Annotated in this window: 18 protein-coding genes and 1 pseudogene; 11 read left to right on the top strand and 8 right to left on the bottom strand. The window is 65.9% G+C overall.

Going from position 1 to position 16755, the window contains the following annotated elements; all coding sequences use genetic code 11:
- Together AC1DF3_RS32000 and AC1DF3_RS32005 are read right to left on the bottom strand one after the other, a co-directional pair.
- On the bottom strand, positions 1-644 hold a 644-nt coding region (locus AC1DF3_RS32000), incomplete at its 3' end, for an ADP-dependent NAD(P)H-hydrate dehydratase (protein ID WP_478142100.1).
- A 7-nt stretch (positions 645-651) separates the two neighbouring features.
- The gene (locus tag AC1DF3_RS32005) at positions 652-1419 is read right to left on the bottom strand and encodes a histidine phosphatase family protein (RefSeq protein ID WP_478142101.1); all 768 of its coding nucleotides are present in this window, start codon (positions 1417-1419) and stop codon (positions 652-654) included.
- Between the two features lie 537 nt (positions 1420-1956).
- Here AC1DF3_RS32005 and AC1DF3_RS32010 point away from each other — a divergent pair.
- From AC1DF3_RS32010 to ligD, 4 genes are all read left to right on the top strand, one after another.
- Positions 1957-2349: a nuclear transport factor 2 family protein gene (locus AC1DF3_RS32010; RefSeq protein WP_286535827.1), complete on the top strand. Its 393-nt coding sequence runs from the start codon at positions 1957-1959 to the stop codon at positions 2347-2349.
- Positions 2350-2726: 377 nt separating this feature from the next.
- Positions 2727-3395: a glutathione S-transferase family protein gene (locus AC1DF3_RS32015; protein WP_286535828.1), complete on the top strand. Its 669-nt coding sequence runs from the start codon at positions 2727-2729 to the stop codon at positions 3393-3395.
- Positions 3396-3513: 118 nt separating this feature from the next.
- Positions 3514-3690 (top strand): DUF3606 domain-containing protein, encoded by a 177-nt coding sequence (locus tag AC1DF3_RS32020; protein WP_478142102.1) that lies wholly within the window; start codon positions 3514-3516, stop codon positions 3688-3690.
- Between the two features lie 253 nt (positions 3691-3943).
- Positions 3944-6505, top strand: coding sequence for a DNA ligase D (ligD, locus tag AC1DF3_RS32025; protein ID WP_478142103.1), 2562 nt, complete (start codon positions 3944-3946; stop codon positions 6503-6505).
- Positions 6506-6608: 103 nt separating this feature from the next.
- Here the strand turns inward: ligD and AC1DF3_RS32030 are convergent, their stop codons facing one another.
- Together AC1DF3_RS32030 and AC1DF3_RS32035 are read right to left on the bottom strand one after the other, a co-directional pair.
- Positions 6609-7169 (bottom strand): lipid-binding SYLF domain-containing protein, encoded by a 561-nt coding sequence (locus AC1DF3_RS32030; protein WP_286535830.1) that lies wholly within the window; start codon positions 7167-7169, stop codon positions 6609-6611.
- 192 nt (positions 7170-7361) lie between these two features.
- The gene (locus AC1DF3_RS32035; protein ID WP_478142104.1) at positions 7362-7895 is read right to left on the bottom strand and encodes a hypothetical protein; all 534 of its coding nucleotides are present in this window, start codon (positions 7893-7895) and stop codon (positions 7362-7364) included.
- A gap of 174 nt (positions 7896-8069) precedes the next feature.
- Between AC1DF3_RS32035 and AC1DF3_RS32040 the strand changes: the two genes are divergently transcribed.
- Positions 8070-8582 carry a YidB family protein gene (locus AC1DF3_RS32040; protein ID WP_286535832.1) on the top strand — a complete coding sequence of 171 codons (513 nt, stop codon included), beginning with the start codon at positions 8070-8072 and terminating at the stop codon, positions 8580-8582.
- Positions 8583-8647: 65 nt separating this feature from the next.
- Positions 8648-9745, top strand: coding sequence for an IS630 family transposase (locus tag AC1DF3_RS32045; RefSeq protein ID WP_478142105.1), 1098 nt, complete (start codon positions 8648-8650; stop codon positions 9743-9745).
- 165 nt (positions 9746-9910) lie between these two features.
- Here AC1DF3_RS32045 and AC1DF3_RS32050 read toward each other — a convergent pair whose 3' ends face one another.
- Complete coding sequence (locus AC1DF3_RS32050; protein ID WP_478142106.1) at positions 9911-10969, bottom strand: class I SAM-dependent methyltransferase; 1059 nt, start codon at positions 10967-10969, stop codon at positions 9911-9913.
- A 194-nt stretch (positions 10970-11163) separates the two neighbouring features.
- Here AC1DF3_RS32050 and AC1DF3_RS32055 point away from each other — a divergent pair, with 194 nt between their 5' ends.
- A complete protein-coding gene (locus AC1DF3_RS32055) occupies positions 11164-12300 on the top strand; it encodes a patatin-like phospholipase family protein (RefSeq protein ID WP_478142107.1) in 1137 nt (378 codons plus the stop codon).
- A 117-nt stretch (positions 12301-12417) separates the two neighbouring features.
- Positions 12418-13800: an FAD-containing oxidoreductase gene (locus AC1DF3_RS32060; protein ID WP_286535838.1), complete on the top strand. Its 1383-nt coding sequence runs from the start codon at positions 12418-12420 to the stop codon at positions 13798-13800.
- A 23-nt stretch (positions 13801-13823) separates the two neighbouring features.
- Here the strand turns inward: AC1DF3_RS32060 and AC1DF3_RS32065 are convergent, their stop codons facing one another.
- Complete coding sequence (locus AC1DF3_RS32065; protein ID WP_286535839.1) at positions 13824-14525, bottom strand: SDR family oxidoreductase; 702 nt, start codon at positions 14523-14525, stop codon at positions 13824-13826.
- A 174-nt stretch (positions 14526-14699) separates the two neighbouring features.
- On the opposite strand from AC1DF3_RS32065, the pseudogene AC1DF3_RS32070 reads away from it, so the two are divergent.
- Positions 14700-15182: pseudogene (locus AC1DF3_RS32070) on the top strand (acetoacetate decarboxylase); the annotation flags it as partial.
- An 8-nt stretch (positions 15183-15190) separates the two neighbouring features.
- Here AC1DF3_RS32070 and AC1DF3_RS32075 read toward each other — a convergent pair.
- Together AC1DF3_RS32075 and AC1DF3_RS32080 are read right to left on the bottom strand one after the other, a co-directional pair.
- On the bottom strand, positions 15191-15520 hold the full coding sequence (locus AC1DF3_RS32075; protein WP_286535840.1) for a cytochrome C: 330 nt from the start codon (positions 15518-15520) through the stop codon (positions 15191-15193).
- 67 nt (positions 15521-15587) lie between these two features.
- A complete protein-coding gene (locus AC1DF3_RS32080; RefSeq protein WP_286535841.1) occupies positions 15588-15878 on the bottom strand; it encodes a DUF1488 family protein in 291 nt (96 codons plus the stop codon).
- 72 nt (positions 15879-15950) lie between these two features.
- Here AC1DF3_RS32080 and AC1DF3_RS32085 point away from each other — a divergent pair, with 72 nt between their 5' ends.
- Together AC1DF3_RS32085 and AC1DF3_RS32090 are read left to right on the top strand one after the other, a co-directional pair.
- Positions 15951-16121, top strand: a complete 171-nt coding sequence (locus AC1DF3_RS32085; RefSeq protein WP_286535842.1) for a hypothetical protein — start codon at positions 15951-15953, stop codon at positions 16119-16121.
- Between the two features lie 18 nt (positions 16122-16139).
- A complete protein-coding gene (locus AC1DF3_RS32090) occupies positions 16140-16703 on the top strand; it encodes a hypothetical protein (RefSeq protein ID WP_478142108.1) in 564 nt (187 codons plus the stop codon).
- Positions 16704-16755 lie beyond the last annotated feature (52 nt).

Here is a 16755-nt window from a genome sequence, read left to right on the forward strand (position 1 = left end):
GCACCGTCCGGCGAGGCAATGACCGTGCTGCCGCCCTTCAACGCCACGCACGCGTTCCAGCGGCTTGCAGCGTCGCGCGCCGCCGCGACCGGGTCTTCGCAGACAGCCTCCTTGCTCTGTCCACTGAGGTAGGCCATTTCGCCGGCGTGTGGCGTCATCACCACCGGTTGGTCGAGCGCGCCGTCGCGCACGACTGACATGGCCAATGCGTCCAGCACCACCGTCGCGTGGCTGAACAGCGGCATCTGCGCGCGGACCAAGCCGACGATCGAGCGTTCGTGCTGCATGCCGGGCCCCACGACCAGCGCACGGACGTGCCCCGCCAGCGCGGCGAGCGCATCGCCGCCGCGTGCGAGCAGCGCGCCACTGCGGGCCTGTGGCAGGCCGACGACGCGCGCCTCGGGGACCGAGAACGCGAGCCCGTACGCAATCCCCGCCGGCGCCGCGATCGTGAGCTTCCCTGCGCCCGCCCGCAACGCGGCCACAGCAGCCAGCAGCGCCGCGCCCGGCATTTCCACACTGCCGGCGACGATCAGCACATGGCCGCGATCCTCCTTGTCCGCATCTTCACCCGGCTTCGGCAACGGCCAGCGCGCCAGGACGGCGGGTGTCAGTCGCTTCGGACGAGATCCGGTCGCAGCCATTGGACGCTCAGGGCTTCGCCGCAGACGGCACATCGGGCGCGCTGGTGACGGGCGTGGCTGCCTCGCGCAACGGCGCGAGGAAGTTGACGAGGTCCAGTTGCAATTCCTCCGCGTCCCCATGACCGCGCGCGGCACGATAGGAAGTGATGGCGCAGTTGGGAACGTCGCCCTTGCGGTCGATGTCGAGGATCTGGTGCTCGTCGAGGCGTTCGAGCAGGTAGCGCATGCAGTTGACGATGACCTGGTGCGCCACCACCAGCACGCGGCGCTGCGCATATTCCCGCGTGATCATCTCGATCAGGCTGCGCAGTCGAAGGATCACATCGCACCAACTTTCTCCGCCGGGCGGCCGAAAGTAGAACTTGCCGACATGCAGCCGTTGCTCGTTGAGCTCGGGATGCTTCTGTTGAATGCCGAACTTGGTCAGGCGGTCGAGGATGCCGAATTCCTTCTCACGCAGGCGCTCGTCCAGACGCAGCGTCGCGACTGCGCTCGACATCCGGGCGCACTCGGCCACCAGCGCAGCGGTTTGGCGCGCCCGCTGGTAGGGCGAACACAGAATCACCTCCGGTTGATCGTTTCGAGGCAGCTTGGCGAACCAGGCGCCCAAAGCCCTGGACTGCTGAACCCCGAGGTCCGACAACGGAACGTCGATGTCGCGCCAGGCCAGATCGATGACCGCCAAGCCTCCGGACTCGGCCGCATCACGCGCGACGTTGCCGGCGCTTTCACCATGCCGGACGATCCACAACTGGGCTGGCCAGCCGGCATTCATGGCGTCACCCCTGCTGCGGCCTTTGCAAGGCTGATCGCCGCTTCCACACGGTGAAACGGCGGGGACGGCGGCGGGGACAGCGGCGGGGTTCGTGTCTGCGGGGCAGTGGCGGGCATTTGTTCTGGCATTGGATTGCTCCCGTTTGGAACATGCGATCTCGCACTTGGCGTGGGCGTAGGACGGGTTCTCTTCTTGTCCGCGAAGGGCGCCGGCTTCGCGCGCTACACGATCGGCCGGGCAGGCATGGCACGGTGATTCTTGGAGGTTCCCAGAACGAGGACAGTGGCTACATGAAGTTCGAAGGCGCACGCTGGCCGATGGTGACTCACGACACGGGCGCCAAGGCCGACAAGACGAAGGTCACGACATCGCAATTGTTTGAAGAGCAGCTGGCTTTTGTGTGCGGGCTCCTCCCACGAATGGTCCGGCGAACTGCACCTCGACGACATCGAGTTGTCGGTCGTGAACCTCCCGGTCAAGTTGAAAACGCTGACGGCCGGCCTAGACTTGCAGTCTGCACTTTTACGGAGGTCCGTCATGAGCACACCGACCCAAGTCGTACAACAGGCTTATGCCGCCTTCGGGCGCGGGGACGTCGAGGGCATCCTGGCGTTGCTGACCGATGATGTGCGGTGGCGTTTCGTGGCCAGTGCGGGCATCCCCTATGCGGGCGAGTACACCGGCAAGCTACAGGTTCGAGGATGGTTCGGCACGCTGGCCGAATCGGACGACATCCAGAAGTTCGAGCCGCGCGAATTCCTCGAAGGACCCGATCACGTCACCGTTCTTGGCTGGGAACAGACCAAGCCGCGACCCAACGGCAAGGTTTTCGAGAGCGAGTGGGTTCATGTCTTCACGCTCAAGAACGACAAGATAAGCCGCTGGATCGGCACGCTCGACACGGCTGCCTACGTGGCGGCGGGAAGATAGGCGCAAACCGGTCCAGAAGATCAGTCGACAGTGTTCCTTGGCGCAAGCGGCGGAAGTCGACGGTCCTTGCGACGGAGGCGTTGGCGCTGGTGGCAAGATCAGTCAGCGCGAGTAGGAGAATGCCCAAGCGACGTCGAAACGCATCTCAAGGGTTTGCGCAGCACACGTGCGCCGCTCGAGCTGGTCCCGACGTAGCTGCTCACCTACCGCAGCTGCGCTGCGACCAAGCATCCGGCGCGACCTTCGATTTCTTGCCAGCCCCATCCAGTTGGGCAGCACGCGCGGGCTGATCGAGCAGAGATGAGGCGCGGGCCTACAGACTTCGCGCGAGTCCGAGTGCTACTTTCTCTCAGCGACGAACCCTCGTGAGGTACGCCATGACCTCTGCCCCCTTCATCCTGTACGGCGCCCCGGGCTCCGGGGCCACTGCGGTGCATGCGGCGATCACGCTGATGGAGCTCCCGGTCCAGGTCGTGGACGTTGCGCCCTGGCAAGGAGACCATGAACGCGGGCGCTTGAGCGCCGTGAACCCGATGCGTCAGGTCCCTGTGCTCGTGCTGCCGTCCGGCGAGATCATGACCGAGAGCGCCGCCATGCTGATCTGGCTCGCCGACCGCTACCCCGCGGCGGGTTTGGCGCCGAGGACGGATGACCCGACACGTGGCCAGTTTCTTCGATGGATGACCTACGTCTCGGCTGCGATCTACGCTCTCTATTGGGTACGTGACGAGCCCTCTCGTCTCGCCTCGAACCCGGACGCGGAAGCGACGATCCTTGACCGGACAGCCGAGCGAATCGCGCAATGCTGGCGGGAAATGGATGCACAGATGCCGCGTGGCCCTCGCTACTTGCTGGGCGACCGGGTGAGCGTGCTGGACCTCTACGTCGCGGTGGTGTCCCGGTGGCAGCCCCGTCGGCTGCGCTTCTACCGGGAGGCGCCACGCATGGCGGAAGTGGTCCGACGCGTCGACGCCGAGCCCCGGTTGCTGGACCATTGGGCGGCCCGCTATCCCTTCGTGCCGCTTTGGGAAAGCGAGGGCCCATAGCCGGGCGCCCTTCGGTCGGCGGCGGGCCATTCATCGAGGAGGTCGACCGGTGCGCGTGCGCGCGGTCCACTCATCCTCCGCCGCAATCACGTCAATTTTTCGCCTACAGGAGTTGAAGATGGCAGACGATCCAAAGAAAACCGGTCTCGACCGGAAGTTGATTTCCCTGTCGGAGCCGCATGAAGTCCAGAGTTGGACCCAGTCGCTCGGCTGCACCGCGGAGCAGCTCAAGGAGGCCGTGGGCGCCGTGGGCAACAGTGCCGAGGCCGTGCGCGCGTACCTCAAAAAGAAGTAGCGCGAAGAGGGGCTTCATGATTCTGCTTGCGCTTCTGAGGGCGTGGAACCGTCTGGAGACGTACCGGCGGACCACGTGGCTGGACTCGTGAGTTCGAAGTCCGCCCGACGCGACTACTTGGTGGCGGTGGCGGAATTTGAGGACCGGGGGCTTCGCCTCTGTTTTCGCCGTTCGGGCCACGCAAGCCGGCAAGGCGAGCGCGACCGGCAAGCGCGAGACTCGACGCTGCCAAGCGCGCCCTGTAGATTTCGGCATGGCCCGCGAAACCCGCCTGGAACCGCTCCAGAAATACTGGTCGAAGCGCGACTTCGCGGTCACCTCCGAGCCTCGGGGCGAACACGCGCCCCGCAACGGCAAGGGTCTTTCTTTCGTCATCCAGAAGCATGCGGCGAGCCGGCTGCACTACGACTTCCGCCTCGAGCTGGATGGGGTCCTGCTCTCCTGGGCGGTGCCGAAGGGGCCGAGCTTCGACCCCGCCGACAAGCGCATGGCGATCCATGTCGAGGACCACCCCCTGTCCTATGGATCGTTCGAAGGCACCATTCCGCCCAAGCAATACGGCGCCGGCACGGTCCTCGTCTGGGACAACGGCACCTGGGAGCCCGAGGGCGACCCGCGGGAAGGCCTGAGGAAAGGCAAGCTGCTCTTCCACCTCCACGGTCAGAAGCTGGCCGGCTTGTGGGAGCTGGTCAAGATCGCCAAGGGCGGCGAGAAGCAGGAGCCCTGGATCCTGTTCAAGAAGAAGGACGCGTATGCGCGACCGAAGGCGGACTACGACGTCGTCTCGGCCCTCCCCGATAGTGTGATCGCCAAGCCGCTGCGCGTGGCGCCTTCCGAGCCCAAGGTCGCGGCGACGCGCGGTGCCACGGCCAAGCGCGCCAGCGGCGCGGACGACAGGGTGCCGGGGGCCGTGAAGGCACCGCTCCCCGCCAAAATGAGTCCCCAGCTCGCAACCCTGGCCACCGGCGTTCCGGCGGGCCAATGGCTCTACGAGATCAAGTTCGATGGCTACCGGATCATGACCCGCATCGACAACGGCAAGGCCGCGCTCGTGACGCGCGGCGGCCACGATTGGTCGGCCAAGATGCCCGGCCTGGTGCGCGAGCTGGAGGGCCTCGGGCTCAAGTCAACCTGGCTGGATGGCGAGATCGTGGTGCTCGACGACAAAGGCCTGCCCAGCTTCAATGCATTGCAGAAGGCCTTCGACCTCGGCGCGGGCAACGCGCAGATCGTCTACTTCGTGTTCGATGTGCCCTACTTCGAAGGCTACGACCTGCGCGAAGCGCCGTTGGTGTCGCGCCGGCAGTTGCTCAAGGCACTGCTCGACGAGAAGGCGACGGACCATGTCCGCTTCAGCGCCGCCTTCGAAGCCGACGCCGCGTCGGTGTTGAGTTCGGCCTGCCGCATGAACCTCGAGGGCGTGATCGCCAAGCGGGCCGACGCGCCTTACGCCTCGCGCCGCACGGAAACCTGGCTCAAACTCAAGTGCCAGCAGCGCCAGGAGTTCGTGGTCGCCGGCTACACCGACCGCTCGGACGGCTCCCCGCAGATCGGCAGCCTGCTGCTCGGCGTCCATGCGCCAGACGGCACGCTGGTGTCGGTCGGCAGCGTCGGTACCGGGTGGGACTCGGACGAGGCTGCGGCGTTGAAGCGCAAGCTGGTCAAGATCGAGGTTGACAAGCCCCCCTTCCCTGCCGGCGCGGCCAAGCCCGGCCGGTGGTCCAAGCGAGCCCCAGGCAGCGAGCGCTGGGTGGCGCCGCGCATGGTCGCCGAAGTGGCCTTTGCCGAATGGACGCCCGACGGACAGATCCGGCACGCGTCCTATGTTGCGCTGCGCACCGACAAGCCGGCCAGCGGGATCGTGCGCGAGACGGCCATGACGCTCGCGGATGCTGGCCCCGTGAAGACGGCAGGCAAGACCGCCACCGGGGGAATCAAGGTGAGCAACGCCGGACGCGTCATCGACCCCGATTCGGGCCTGACGAAGCTCGACCTGGTGCGCTACTACGAGTCGGTGGCGGACTGGATCCTGCCGCATTTGAAGACGCGGCCGTGCTCGCTGGTGCGCGGGCCGACCGGCGTGACGGGCGAGCTCTTCTTCCAGAAACATGACGAGAAGATCAGCATTCCCGGGATCAAGGAACTGGACCCCAAGCTGTGGCCGGGTCACGCTGCGTTGCTCGAGATCGGCACCGCGCAAGCACTTGCGGCTGCGGCACAGATGAACGTCATCGAGTTTCACACCTGGAACTCCACGGCGAAGAACATCGACAAACCAGATCGGATGATCTTCGACCTCGATCCCGGTGAAGGCACGTCCTGGCAGCACGTCCAGGAGGCGGCGATCCTGGTGCGCACACTATTGTCGGAATTGGGGCTCCAGGCCTGGCTGAAGACCAGTGGCGGCAAGGGCCTGCACGTCGTGGTGCCGATCGCGCCGCGCTTCGACTACGAGGCGGTCAAGGGCTTTTCGCAGGCGGTGGTGCAGCACCTCGCGCGCGCCATCCCGGCACGCTTTGTGGCCAGGAGCGGGCCCTCGAACCGCGTCGGCAAGCTGTTTGTCGACTTCCTGCGCAACGGGCACGGCGCCACGACCGCGGCGGCGTTTTCTGCTCGGGCGCGCGCCGGCCTCGGCGTGTCGATGCCGGTGGACTGGGATGACCTGCTCAAGCTGAAGAGCGGTGCGCAATGGACCATCGCCACTGCGCGGGAGCACCTGTCGTTTCAGACGACAGATCCATGGGCAGACTACTGGACGACGCGCCAGCCGCTGACTGCCGCGATGAAGATGATCGGGTTCAGGCCGGGAACGTAGCTCAGCCACCATGGCAAGGCGCTCGGCCGGAAATTGCATCATGAAATCCATCGAACGCCCTGTTGGCGCGGTTCGAGCGCACGGCGCGATTCACGTCCGAACCCTAGTTCAGGTCCTTGTCCTTCCAGACCTTCGAGCCTCCGAGGGACACCCCCGCCTGCAGGCCGGTCTTGGTCAGCACATACGCGGTGCCGCCCGAGAACGCGACAGCACCCGCCTTGACATTGGCCTCGTCTTTGCCGGTGCCTGCGCCCGCGGCAGCGCCGGCCGAGGCATCCCAGCCGTTGTCGATGAAGTCGGCCAGCGACTTGGCATCCTTGAACACGAAGAGATAGCGCGTGTCGGAGGCCCCGATCTGCAGGCCTGCGCTCGCCTGGGCGATGTTCATGTACGTGTCCTTCTTGGACTTGCTGTCGTGCGCTATGCCCTTCCCGCCCGCGCCGCCAAGGCCGAAGCTCAAACCGTAGGTCGTGAATACGGCGTAGCCGGGCGCCTTGCCTACCGCGTTCTTGATCTCGGGATCGGCCTTGTAGAAGTCCTCGAGCGCCTGCTTGGCCTTTGCCCTGACCTCGGCCTGCTTGGCAGCGTTGTCCTGCGCGTAGGCACCGCGGGCCAGCAACGATGCCAGCGATGCACCGACGACGAGTAGCTTGCGACGTTTCATTGCGTTCTCCTTTCACGGTCATGCAAATCCACCTCATGGGCACGAGGGCGTCCGGCTCGGCTGCACGGCTCCCTGCGAGCGGCCCGTCCGAATGTTCCCACAGATCCGGCCCCCTCGGCTACCCAGGAAATCGATGCCCAGCGCAGGCGATCTGGGACGCGGTGTTTCGGTTCGACCGGCTTGCGCCGCGGGTCAACGGCGCCGCGGCGCGGACAGAGCGATCAACAACGCCGTGACCAGCGCGCCGCCCGCAGCGGCGCAGAGGACTGCCTTGATCGGCTCGTCCATCACGTATTGCTGCCCTTTCGCGCGCAGGTCGACCGCCTGTTCCTTCATGCCCTGGATCTTCTGGCCCGCCGCATCGACCGCATTGCGGGCGTAGGTCTTGGCGGAGTCTGCGACGCTGCCAGCCTTGTCCTCGGCATCTTGCAGGCAGCCCTGGGCGGCATTCGCCGCATTGCGCCCGACGGCGTCAGCGGCGTCCATGCTGCGGCGCATCGACGCACCCTCATCGGCATAGGGCTGGGTGTCCGAGGAGCCTCCCTGCGGCGACGGCGTGCCCTGCGCGGACTGCTGCGACTGTCCGGACTGCTGCCCAGCCTGCCGGTCTTGCTCGAACGGAACGGACGCGCCTGCGGTCCAGGTGGTCTCCGGCGGCGTGCCGCTCGACGTGGTGGTGCGACTCGGGTCGCTGTCCGGCCGCGCGCCGGTTGAAGGGTTGTCCATAGTGCCTCCGGAGAAGAGAATGAAGCAAGCCGCAGCGACAGAGCGACTTCCTGATTCATGCAGGTATCCGCCCACCCGGCATGCGCATGGATCAGCGATTGAGCCCAAGCGTTGTAGGCCGAACTCCAGACCGGAGTCGGCGGCGCGGCCCGTCGCACAACCAAGGAGATCATCATGGGCCTCTTGACGCAGATTCTCGGCGGACTCGCCGGCAATGCACTCGGCGGACGCCGCAGCGACGGCTCGCGCGGCGGCGGCGGCGGCATCAGCCCGATCCTGATGGCCTTGCTGCCGGTGGTCCTCAGCATGCTGAGCCAGCGTGGCCACGCAGGCGGCCTCGGTCCGGGTCCTGCCGGCGGAGCGGGTGGTCTCGGAGGTCTCGCCGGCATGGGCGGCCTCGGCGGCCTGCTCGAACAGTTCACCCGGAAGGGCTACGGGAGCCAAGCCGATTCATGGGTCGGCACCGGCGCGAACGAGGCCTTGCCCCCGACTGCAATCGACGACATCTTCGGCCGAGATCAGTTGCACCAGATCGCGCAGCAGGCAGGCCTCGGCGACGACGAGGCGCGCTCAGGGCTGTCGGAATTGCTGCCCGACGTGGTAGACCATTTCACGCCCGGCGGTCAAGTGCCCGAGCAGAGCCAGCTTACGTCGAGCGTCGACGACTTTCTGCGGCAGTTCCGCTAGTGTCCCGTCCCGTTAATTCGTAGGCACAAAAAGTGCATGGGATGAGGCATCCTTGGAGATGCCCCATGCCCAACGCATACACCCGCACCAGCATAGTCACGCTCACGGAAGGAGAGCGCGCCGAACTGACCTCGATGGCAAGATCGCGATCGCTGCCCGCAGCTCTGGCGTTGCGCGCGCGCATCGTGTTGGCCTGTGAAGGACCCGACAAGGCCAGCACAGAGGTGGCGAAGGTTTTGGGTATTGATCGCAATACCGTGAACAAGTGGCGCGTGCGCTACGTGCGAGATCGCATCTCGGGGCTCTACGACGAGCTTCGGCCAGGGCGGCCTCGAACGGTTGATGACGAGCGGGTTGCCGAGCTGATCAACAAGACGCTGCACACCAAGCCGGCTGATGGTGCTACCCACTGGAGCACTCGCGGACTCGCTGCTGAGACGGGCATCAGCAAGAGCACGGTGGCGCGCTATCTGCAGGCTTTCCAGCTCAAGCCTCATCGCGTGGAGAGCTTCAAGCTGTCGACCGATCCGCTGTTCATCGAGAAGCTGCGCGACGTGGTGGGTTTGTATCTGAACCCGCCGGAGAACGCGCTGGTGCTGTGTGTGGACGAAAAGAGCCAGTGCCAGGCGCTGGAGCGCACCCAACCCATGCTGCCAATGGGATTGGGGTACGTCGAAGGCGTCACCCACGACTACGTGCGGCATGGAACGACGACGCTGTTTGCAGCGTTAAACGTGACGAATGGGCAGGTGCTTGCGCAATGCCGGCCGAGGCACCGGCATCAGGAGTTCCTGGACTTCCTGCGCGCGATCGACAAGGCCGTGCCGCAAGAACTGGACGTGCATTGCATTGCCGACAACTATGCAAGTCACAAGCATCCGAAGGTGCGCGCTTGGCTCGCCCAGCGACCTCGTTGGCACATGCACTTCGTGCCGACCTACTCAAGCTGGCTCAATCAGGTCGAGCGATTCTTCGCGATCATCACAGACAAGGCCATACGTCGCGGCTCGTTCAAAAGCGTCAAGGAGCTGACCAACAAGATCGACACGTTCGTCAGCCAATACAACGAGAACTGCAAGCCATTCACTTGGACGGCGACAGCCGATTCAATCCTCGAAAAACTCGCCCGCCTGTGCGGACGAATTAACGGGACAGGACACTAGGCAGCATGTCCGCGACGTGTCCAAGGTGTTTCCGCACCCGGACCCGTCGGCGAAGTTCCAGCGGACAAATAGCCGCGGCCGGACGGGCAGATCCTCCGTCCTGCATCGTCGCCGTGGCCGCCTGCTCCGCCGCCGTCGCAGCAGCCGCTGCTCGACAGAACGCACCTAAGGGCGGGCTTCGAAGACAAGGTTGAACGGCGTTTGCGCAGCACGCCGGAAGCGGCCAAACCCGCCTTCGCGAGCGACCCAGCCCAGCCGCTGCTCGCCGGCCTGCGCCCCCAGCCCGAGCCCCACTTCCTGCGACAGCGAGCAGGGCGTGCAGACCATCGTCGAGGCGGAGTAGAAGATGCGCCCGACCGGGTTGAGGTTGTCCTCCAGGCGATCGTTGGCAAACGGTTCGACGATCATCCACATGCCGTCCGGCGACAGCGTCTCGCGCACGTGTCTGGCCGCTCCCACCGGGTCGCCCATGTCGTGCAGGCAATCGAAGAAGGCGACCAGGTCGAAGTCGCGGCCAGGATACGTCTTCGCGCCAGCCACTTCGAAGCTCACACGATCGGCGACGCCCGCGGCGGCAGCACGCTCGCGCGCGGCGTTGATCGAAGGCTCGTGATAGTCGTAGCCGACGAAGGTCGAAGCCGGGTAGGCCTCGGCCAGAACGATCGTCGACGCGCCGAATCCGCAGCCGACGTCGGCCACGCGGGCACCTGCGTGCAGCCGCTCGCTCATGCCGTCCAGGGCCGGAATCCAGCTCGGCGCCAGGTTCGCGTTGTAGCCGGCCCTGAAGAAGCGCTCCGTGCCTGAGAACAGGCTCGGGTGATGTTCGTGCCAGGCAAGGCCGGTGCCATCGCGAAAGGCTCTCTGTACCTTGTCGATGTCGAGGAACATCGACATCAGGCATTCGAACCCACCGCCCATGAAGGCAGGACTGCTGTCGTCCGCCAGCACCAGTGCGGCCTCGGGCGAAAGCGCGTAGGTCTGCGCCTCCGGGTCATAGTCGACGAAGCTGCTTGCCGCCTGCGCGCTGAGCCACTCCTGCGCGTAGCGCAAGCGCAGGTGCGTGCGTTCGCTGAACTCGTCCACCGTCATCGGCCCGGCGCCGGCCATCGCCTTGTACAAACCCAGGCGGTCTCCGAGGATGACCAGCGGCGCGCTGGCGAGCGCGCCGAACTCCGTGACCATCCTGCCCATCAAGGCATCCAGCTTGTCTTCGTCGATCTGCATGACTTCACTCCTCGGGGTTGCGCCGTGCCGCATGACCGGTCACGCGGGTGGCGGGTTGCACTCGATCGATAGTTCGGGCCGTGGTGTCCCTCGGTTACGCGCCTCGCATGTGACGAAATCGTGAACTTTCATTGATGACCTCGTGAGACCATGCGGCCAAACTGAGTTTCAAATGAAGGCAAGAGGAGTCGACCATGGCGAATTCAGGCAAGCCGCGAGGCCCGTCCGGCAACGGGCACAGCAAGGGCGATCTCCCGGGCCAGGTCGTTCTGGTGCTGCAGGGTGGCGGCGCGCTCGGCGCCTACCAGGTCGGCGTCTACGAGGCGCTGCACGAAGCCGGCATCGAGCCCGACTGGGTCATCGGCACCTCGATCGGGGCGATCAATGCCTCGTTGATCGCCGGCAACCGCCCCGAACACCGGCTCGAGCGCGTGAACGCGTTCTGGAATCTGATGCAGGCGTCGACGTTCGCATTCGGTGTCCCGGACTGGATGGGGCTGGGCAACATGATGTCGAACATGGCGACCGTGCTGCGCGGCATCCCGGACTTCTTCACGCCCAACCTGCATGCGCTGCGCGGATCCGCCGCGCAGCTCGGGGCGGAGGCGGCTTCCTACTACAGCACGGCGCCGCTGCGCGGGACGCTGCAGTCGCTGGTCGATTTCGAGTACCTGCGCCAGTGCCGCACCCGCCTGACCGTCGGTGCGGTGAACGCCTGCAGCGGCGAAATGCGCTATTTCGACACCCGCAAGGAAGTGCTCGGCGTCGACCATGTGATGGCCTCGGGCGCCCTGCCCCCGGCCTTCCCTGCCGTGCGCATCGACGGCCAGCCCTACTGGGACGGCGGCATCTACTCCAACACGCCCATCGAGGCCGTGCTGGACGACAAGCCGCGGCGCGACTCGGTGATCTTCGCTGTCAACGTCTGGCACCAGACCGCGCCCGAACCCGACTCGATCTGGCAGGTGATGGCGCGCCAGAAGGACATCCAGTTCGCCAGCCGCGCCGACAGCCACATCGCGCGGCAGAAGCAGATCCACCGGCTGCGCCATGTGATTCGCGAACTGCACAAGCAGATACCCGCATCCAAGCAAGCCGATCCGAAGGTGATGGAGCTGGCTTCCTGGGGCTGCGGCACGACGATGCACGTGGCGCATCTGGTCGCGCCGCGCGTCGACGGAGAGGACCACACCAAGGACATCGATTTCACGCCCGCGGGCATCCGCGCGCGCCGCCAGGCGGGTCACGCCGACACCTGGCGCATGATCAGGCGCGCGCCCTGGAAAGAGGCCGCAATCGATCCCATCGAAGGCGTGATCGAGCACCGCTGATCCTCGGCATGGAGGAGATCGTGCACTAGCCGAGCGCACAACTGTTCCCCGCCGGGATGAAAATGGACCCGCACGCGATGTAGAACGGCTCGCACGCACCGAGGAAAGGCAGCCACCATGCAGACACGCTTCGACGCATTGATCATCGGCAGCGGCCAGGCCGGGCCTTTCCTTGCCGTGCGACTGGCCGGCGCCGGTCTGAAAGTCGCACTGGTCGAGCGCGAGCACCTCGGGGGCACCTGTGTCAACGACGGCTGCATGCCGACCAAGACGCTGGTGGCCAGCGCGCGCGTCGCCCACTTGGCACGCCGGGCGAGCGACTACGGCGTGAATGTCGGCCCTTCGGTCAGTGTCGACATGCGTGCGGTCAAGGCGCGCAAGGATCTCGTCGTCCGCAACGCTGTGGACGGCCTCGCGCGGTGGCTGGACGGAACTCCGGGCCTGCGCGTGATCCTCGGCCACGCCCGCTTCGTCGCGCCGCATGCCATCGAGGTCAATGGCGAGACCCTGGAGGCGCCAAGGATCTTCATCAACGTCGGCGCCCGGCCCATGCTTCCCGACTGGCCGGGAATCGCCGACATGCCGGTGCTCACCAACACATCCATGATGGACCTCGATGTCCTGCCCGAGCACCTGGTCGTGATCGGCGCCAGCTACATCGGCCTCGAATTTGCGCAGATGTTCCGTCGCTTCGGCTCGCAGGTCTCGGTGCTGGAATACGCGGATCGCGTCATCGCGCGGGAGGACCCCGAGGTCTCGCACGAAGTGCAGGCCATCCTCGAGCGCGAAGGCGTCCGCTTTCTGCTCGGCGTGCGCGAGGCCGAAGTGTCACGAGCGACCGGCGACGCGCCGATTCGCATCGCGTTGAAGTCCGCCGGCGTCGCGCAGGAGGTGCATGGCAGCCATCTGCTCGCCGCGGTGGGCCGGCGTCCCAACAGCGACTGGCTCGACCTCGACCGGGCAGGCATCGCGACCGACGCGCGCGGCTTCATCACCGTCGACGATCAATTGCGCACCAATCTCCCCGGCATATGGGCGCTCGGCGACGTCAATGGACTGGGTGCCTTCACCCACACCTCCTACAACGACCACGAGATCGTCGCGGCCAACCTGCTCGACGGCGAAGCGCGCCGCACCACCGATCGCATCCCCGCCTATGCGCTCTTTATCGACCCGCCGCTCGGGCGGATCGGCATGACCGAGGCACAGGTACGGGCATCGGGACGGCCTGCCCTGGTCGGCTTGATGCCGATGAGCCGCGTGGGACGCGCGAAGGAACGCGGCGAGACGCAAGGCTTCATGAAGGTACTGGTGGACGCGCAAACCGAGCGCATCCTCGGAGCGGCGCTGCTGTGCATCGAGGGCGACGAAATCGTGCACTCGCTGCTCGACGTGATGGCCGCCGATGCGTCCTACCAGGTGATCCGTCGCTGCGTGCACATCCATCCGACCGTCAGCGAGCTGATTCCGACGCTGTTGGGCAACTTGACGCCGCTCTGAGAGACGGACCGAGCGTCACGCACCTACAACGAGCGCATCAGGCCACCATCGATCCGAATGTTCTGACCCGTGATGTAGGCGCCATCGTCCGAGGCAAGAAAGGCGATGGTCGCCGCGACTTCCTCGCTGGTGCCGTAGCGCTGCAGCGGCACGCTCTGGCGGCGCTCCTCCTTGGCCGGCAGGCTGTCGATCCAGCCGGGCAGCACGTTGTTCATGCGCACGTTGCTGGCCCCGTACTGATCGGCGTAGAGCTTGGTGAAGGCGGCGAGCCCGGCACGGAACACACCCGAGACCGGGAACATCGCGCTGGGCTCCACGGCCCAGGCCGACGAGATGTTGATGATCGCGCCGCCCTTCTGCTTCTCCATCACCGGCGTGACCAGCCGCACCGCGCGGACCACGTTCATCAGGTAGATGTCCATGCCCGAAACCCACTGTGCATCGGTCAGCTCGAGCAAAGGCGACTTGGGCCCGTGGCCGGCACCATTGACCAGCACGTCGATGCGGCCCCAGCGCGCCATCGTCAGATCGATCAGGCGCGCAAGGTCCTCGTTCGACTGGTTGGACCCGGTGACGCCGATGCCGCCCAGCGACTTGCCGAGCGCCTCGCCCTTGCCGGACGAAGACAGGACCGCCACCTCGAACCCATTCCCCGCCAGCTTGCGTGCGGCGGCGGCACCCATTCCGCTGCCGCCGCCCACGACCACTGCAACTTTTCCTGACATCGCTTTTTCCTTTCGGTTGTGAATGCGCGCATCCTGTGCGTTGTAGCATCCAAATGCGCCTGCCTCCCGAGGTTCGCGGCAAGCGGCCGATGAATTCTCACGCAACCGACCCGGAGCCCACATGAACATCGTCGACGTCCGCCGGACCGCATTCGCCGCACCGACAAGGGGATGGAGCAAGGCGCCTACGTGCACGCGATGTACCTCGACGACCATCCGCCGATCGCCGGCGGCCGCGAGCTGTGGGGCTTTCCGAAGAAGCTGGCCTCGCCGGTGCTCGACTACGAGACCGACGTGGTGGTCGGCACCCTCGACTATGGGAAGGTGCGGGTCGCCAAGGCGACGATGGGGTTCAAGCACCGCACGCTCGAACACGCGCCGATACTCGCAGCGATCGCGCAGCCGAACTTCCTGCTCAAGATCATCCCGCATGTCGACGGCACCCCGCGCATCTGCGAGCTGGTGCGCTACCACATGGTCGACGTCACGCTGCACGGCGCCTGGAGCGGCCCGGCCTCGCTCGAACTGCATCCGCATGCACTGGCGCCGGTGGCCGAGCTGCCGGTGCTGAAGGTCGAATCGGCGGTGCACTACATCGCCGACATGACGCTCGCGCTCGGCACCGTCGAACACGACTATCTCGCACCCGCTTCCTGATGGTGCGATCAGGGCCGCTCGCGCCCCGCCGGCCCCAGCACCACGGGCGAGCCCGAGGGCGCCTTGAATCCATAGAAGCGCTCGTTGAGATGTTGCGTGACAGCGGCGATGTCGTCCTCGCTCCAGTTCAACGAGGCTGCGGCTTGCCAGTTCGCCACTTGCGCCTGGAGGCTGTTCCAGTCCTTCGCCAGCCGCCGATCTCGCCAGTGCACCTGCGTGGTGTGGCAGGCGACGCAGTGCGTCGAGTACAGCAGTTCTCCGCGTGACTGGGCAGAGGCCGGCACGCCGGAGAGCGCCGAGACCGCCAGGAGGCACACTGCCAAGGATCGAACAGCCATGGGGTCCCTCTCATTGCGGAAGATCATCGATCGAAACGTGCACCATGCGGTTCCTCGCGGACCCCGCTCAATGCACCGCATCGGTCGCCAGGGACCAAGGAAGCTCGAAATCGGCGGTCTGGAGCATCACCGGCTTCTCCGGATCGCGCCGGTAGTGCTGCATCGCCGACTCCTCGATCCGGTCGGCGTGCTCCCGACACGCCTCGACGAGGCTGTCGCCCCCTCCCTGGGCGCCGAAGATATCGCGCAGCGCGTCTTCGGTTATCTCCGCAACGACCCGAGGGCCTCCGCTGCCCTCCGGATAGATTGCGAACAGCACGCTCGCTCGATCGAAGCAGTAGATCGCATCGCTGGTCATGGGATGGCTCCTGTGTCGTTTCACGCCTGTGCGGCCAGACTGGAAGCGTGGACCAGAAACGACGCTCGCGCCTTGCGTCAGATCAAGAATCTCGAAATGGCGCGTGTTGACACCGAATTGATCCAGCGCAAGCCGCGCCGCGGCCCGCTGCCTACAGTTGCCACAGCAGCATCGCAACGAGGGCTACTCCGTGATGAAAGGAAATATATGAAATCCGACGTCCAACTGAGTGGCGGCTTTTGAAACCCGAGAGACCATGCCATGTCATCGAAGATGCTTTTGGCGATGCTGGTTGCCGTGGCAAGCGCTGGAGCGACCGCCGCCGACTACACGGCACCCGGCCAGCTGAGTCCCGCATCGACGCCGACACAGAAGATTCGCGATGCCGCGAGCAAGGCCGCCCGCGAGGCGCAAATCGCCGCACAGAAGGCCGCCGACGCAGCCAAGGCTGCGGCTGAACAGAGCAAGGTGAATGCCGGCAAGGTCTCCCAGGCGATCGCCGAGGCCATCCGCCGGGCGGCGCAAAAGGCGGCGGAGTCGGCGAACCGCTTCGAGGAGAAGGCATCGGAATCCGCCAGCCGGGCGCTCGATGCCAGCAAGGAAGCCGCGCTCAAGGCCGAAGAAGAAAGCAGGAAGGCGTCCGCGGCCACCAGGGAAGCCCTTGCGAAGGCCGAGGCGGCAGTCCAGAGCGCCATGGCCGCCAGCAAGGAAGAAGCCGAGGCGGCCGCCGGCGCAGCGCGTGAGGCGCTGCAGAAGGCCGAAGAGGCCACCCGGCAGGCGGCGCAGGCGGCCAAGGATGCGGCGGCGAGGACGACCGGCAAATGAGCGCCCTGCCCGTCAAGCAGCCCACCACGTCCTCGAGCCAAAGGCAGCAGAT

Source organism: Variovorax sp. 10N432, from assembly GCF_056394465.1.

Excerpts from the sequence above, each read along its gene's own strand:
- AC1DF3_RS32030 (WP_286535830.1), bottom strand. The coding sequence starts at position 7,169 with ATGAAACGTCGCAAGCTACTCGTCGTCGGTGCATCGCTGGCATCGTTG.
- AC1DF3_RS32035 (WP_478142104.1), bottom strand. The coding sequence starts at position 7,895 with ATGGACAACCCTTCAACCGGCGCGCGGCCGGACAGCGACCCGAGTCGC.
- AC1DF3_RS32075 (WP_286535840.1), bottom strand. The coding sequence starts at position 15,520 with ATGGCTGTTCGATCCTTGGCAGTGTGCCTCCTGGCGGTCTCGGCGCTC.
- AC1DF3_RS32005 (WP_478142101.1), bottom strand. The coding sequence starts at position 1,419 with ATGAATGCCGGCTGGCCAGCCCAGTTGTGGATCGTCCGGCATGGTGAA.
- AC1DF3_RS32055 (WP_478142107.1), top strand. The coding sequence starts at position 11,164 with ATGGCGAATTCAGGCAAGCCGCGAGGCCCGTCCGGCAACGGGCACAGC.
- AC1DF3_RS32020 (WP_478142102.1), top strand. The coding sequence starts at position 3,514 with ATGGCAGACGATCCAAAGAAAACCGGTCTCGACCGGAAGTTGATTTCC.
- AC1DF3_RS32065 (WP_286535839.1), bottom strand. The coding sequence starts at position 14,525 with ATGTCAGGAAAAGTTGCAGTGGTCGTGGGCGGCGGCAGCGGAATGGGT.
- AC1DF3_RS32080 (WP_286535841.1), bottom strand. The coding sequence starts at position 15,878 with ATGACCAGCGATGCGATCTACTGCTTCGATCGAGCGAGCGTGCTGTTC.
- AC1DF3_RS32040 (WP_286535832.1), top strand. The coding sequence starts at position 8,070 with ATGGGCCTCTTGACGCAGATTCTCGGCGGACTCGCCGGCAATGCACTC.
- AC1DF3_RS32010 (WP_286535827.1), top strand. The coding sequence starts at position 1,957 with ATGAGCACACCGACCCAAGTCGTACAACAGGCTTATGCCGCCTTCGGG.
- ligD (WP_478142103.1), top strand. The coding sequence starts at position 3,944 with ATGGCCCGCGAAACCCGCCTGGAACCGCTCCAGAAATACTGGTCGAAG.
- AC1DF3_RS32090 (WP_478142108.1), top strand. The coding sequence starts at position 16,140 with ATGTCATCGAAGATGCTTTTGGCGATGCTGGTTGCCGTGGCAAGCGCT.
- AC1DF3_RS32045 (WP_478142105.1), top strand. The coding sequence starts at position 8,648 with ATGCCCAACGCATACACCCGCACCAGCATAGTCACGCTCACGGAAGGA.
- AC1DF3_RS32050 (WP_478142106.1), bottom strand. The coding sequence starts at position 10,969 with ATGCAGATCGACGAAGACAAGCTGGATGCCTTGATGGGCAGGATGGTC.
- AC1DF3_RS32015 (WP_286535828.1), top strand. The coding sequence starts at position 2,727 with ATGACCTCTGCCCCCTTCATCCTGTACGGCGCCCCGGGCTCCGGGGCC.
- AC1DF3_RS32060 (WP_286535838.1), top strand. The coding sequence starts at position 12,418 with ATGCAGACACGCTTCGACGCATTGATCATCGGCAGCGGCCAGGCCGGG.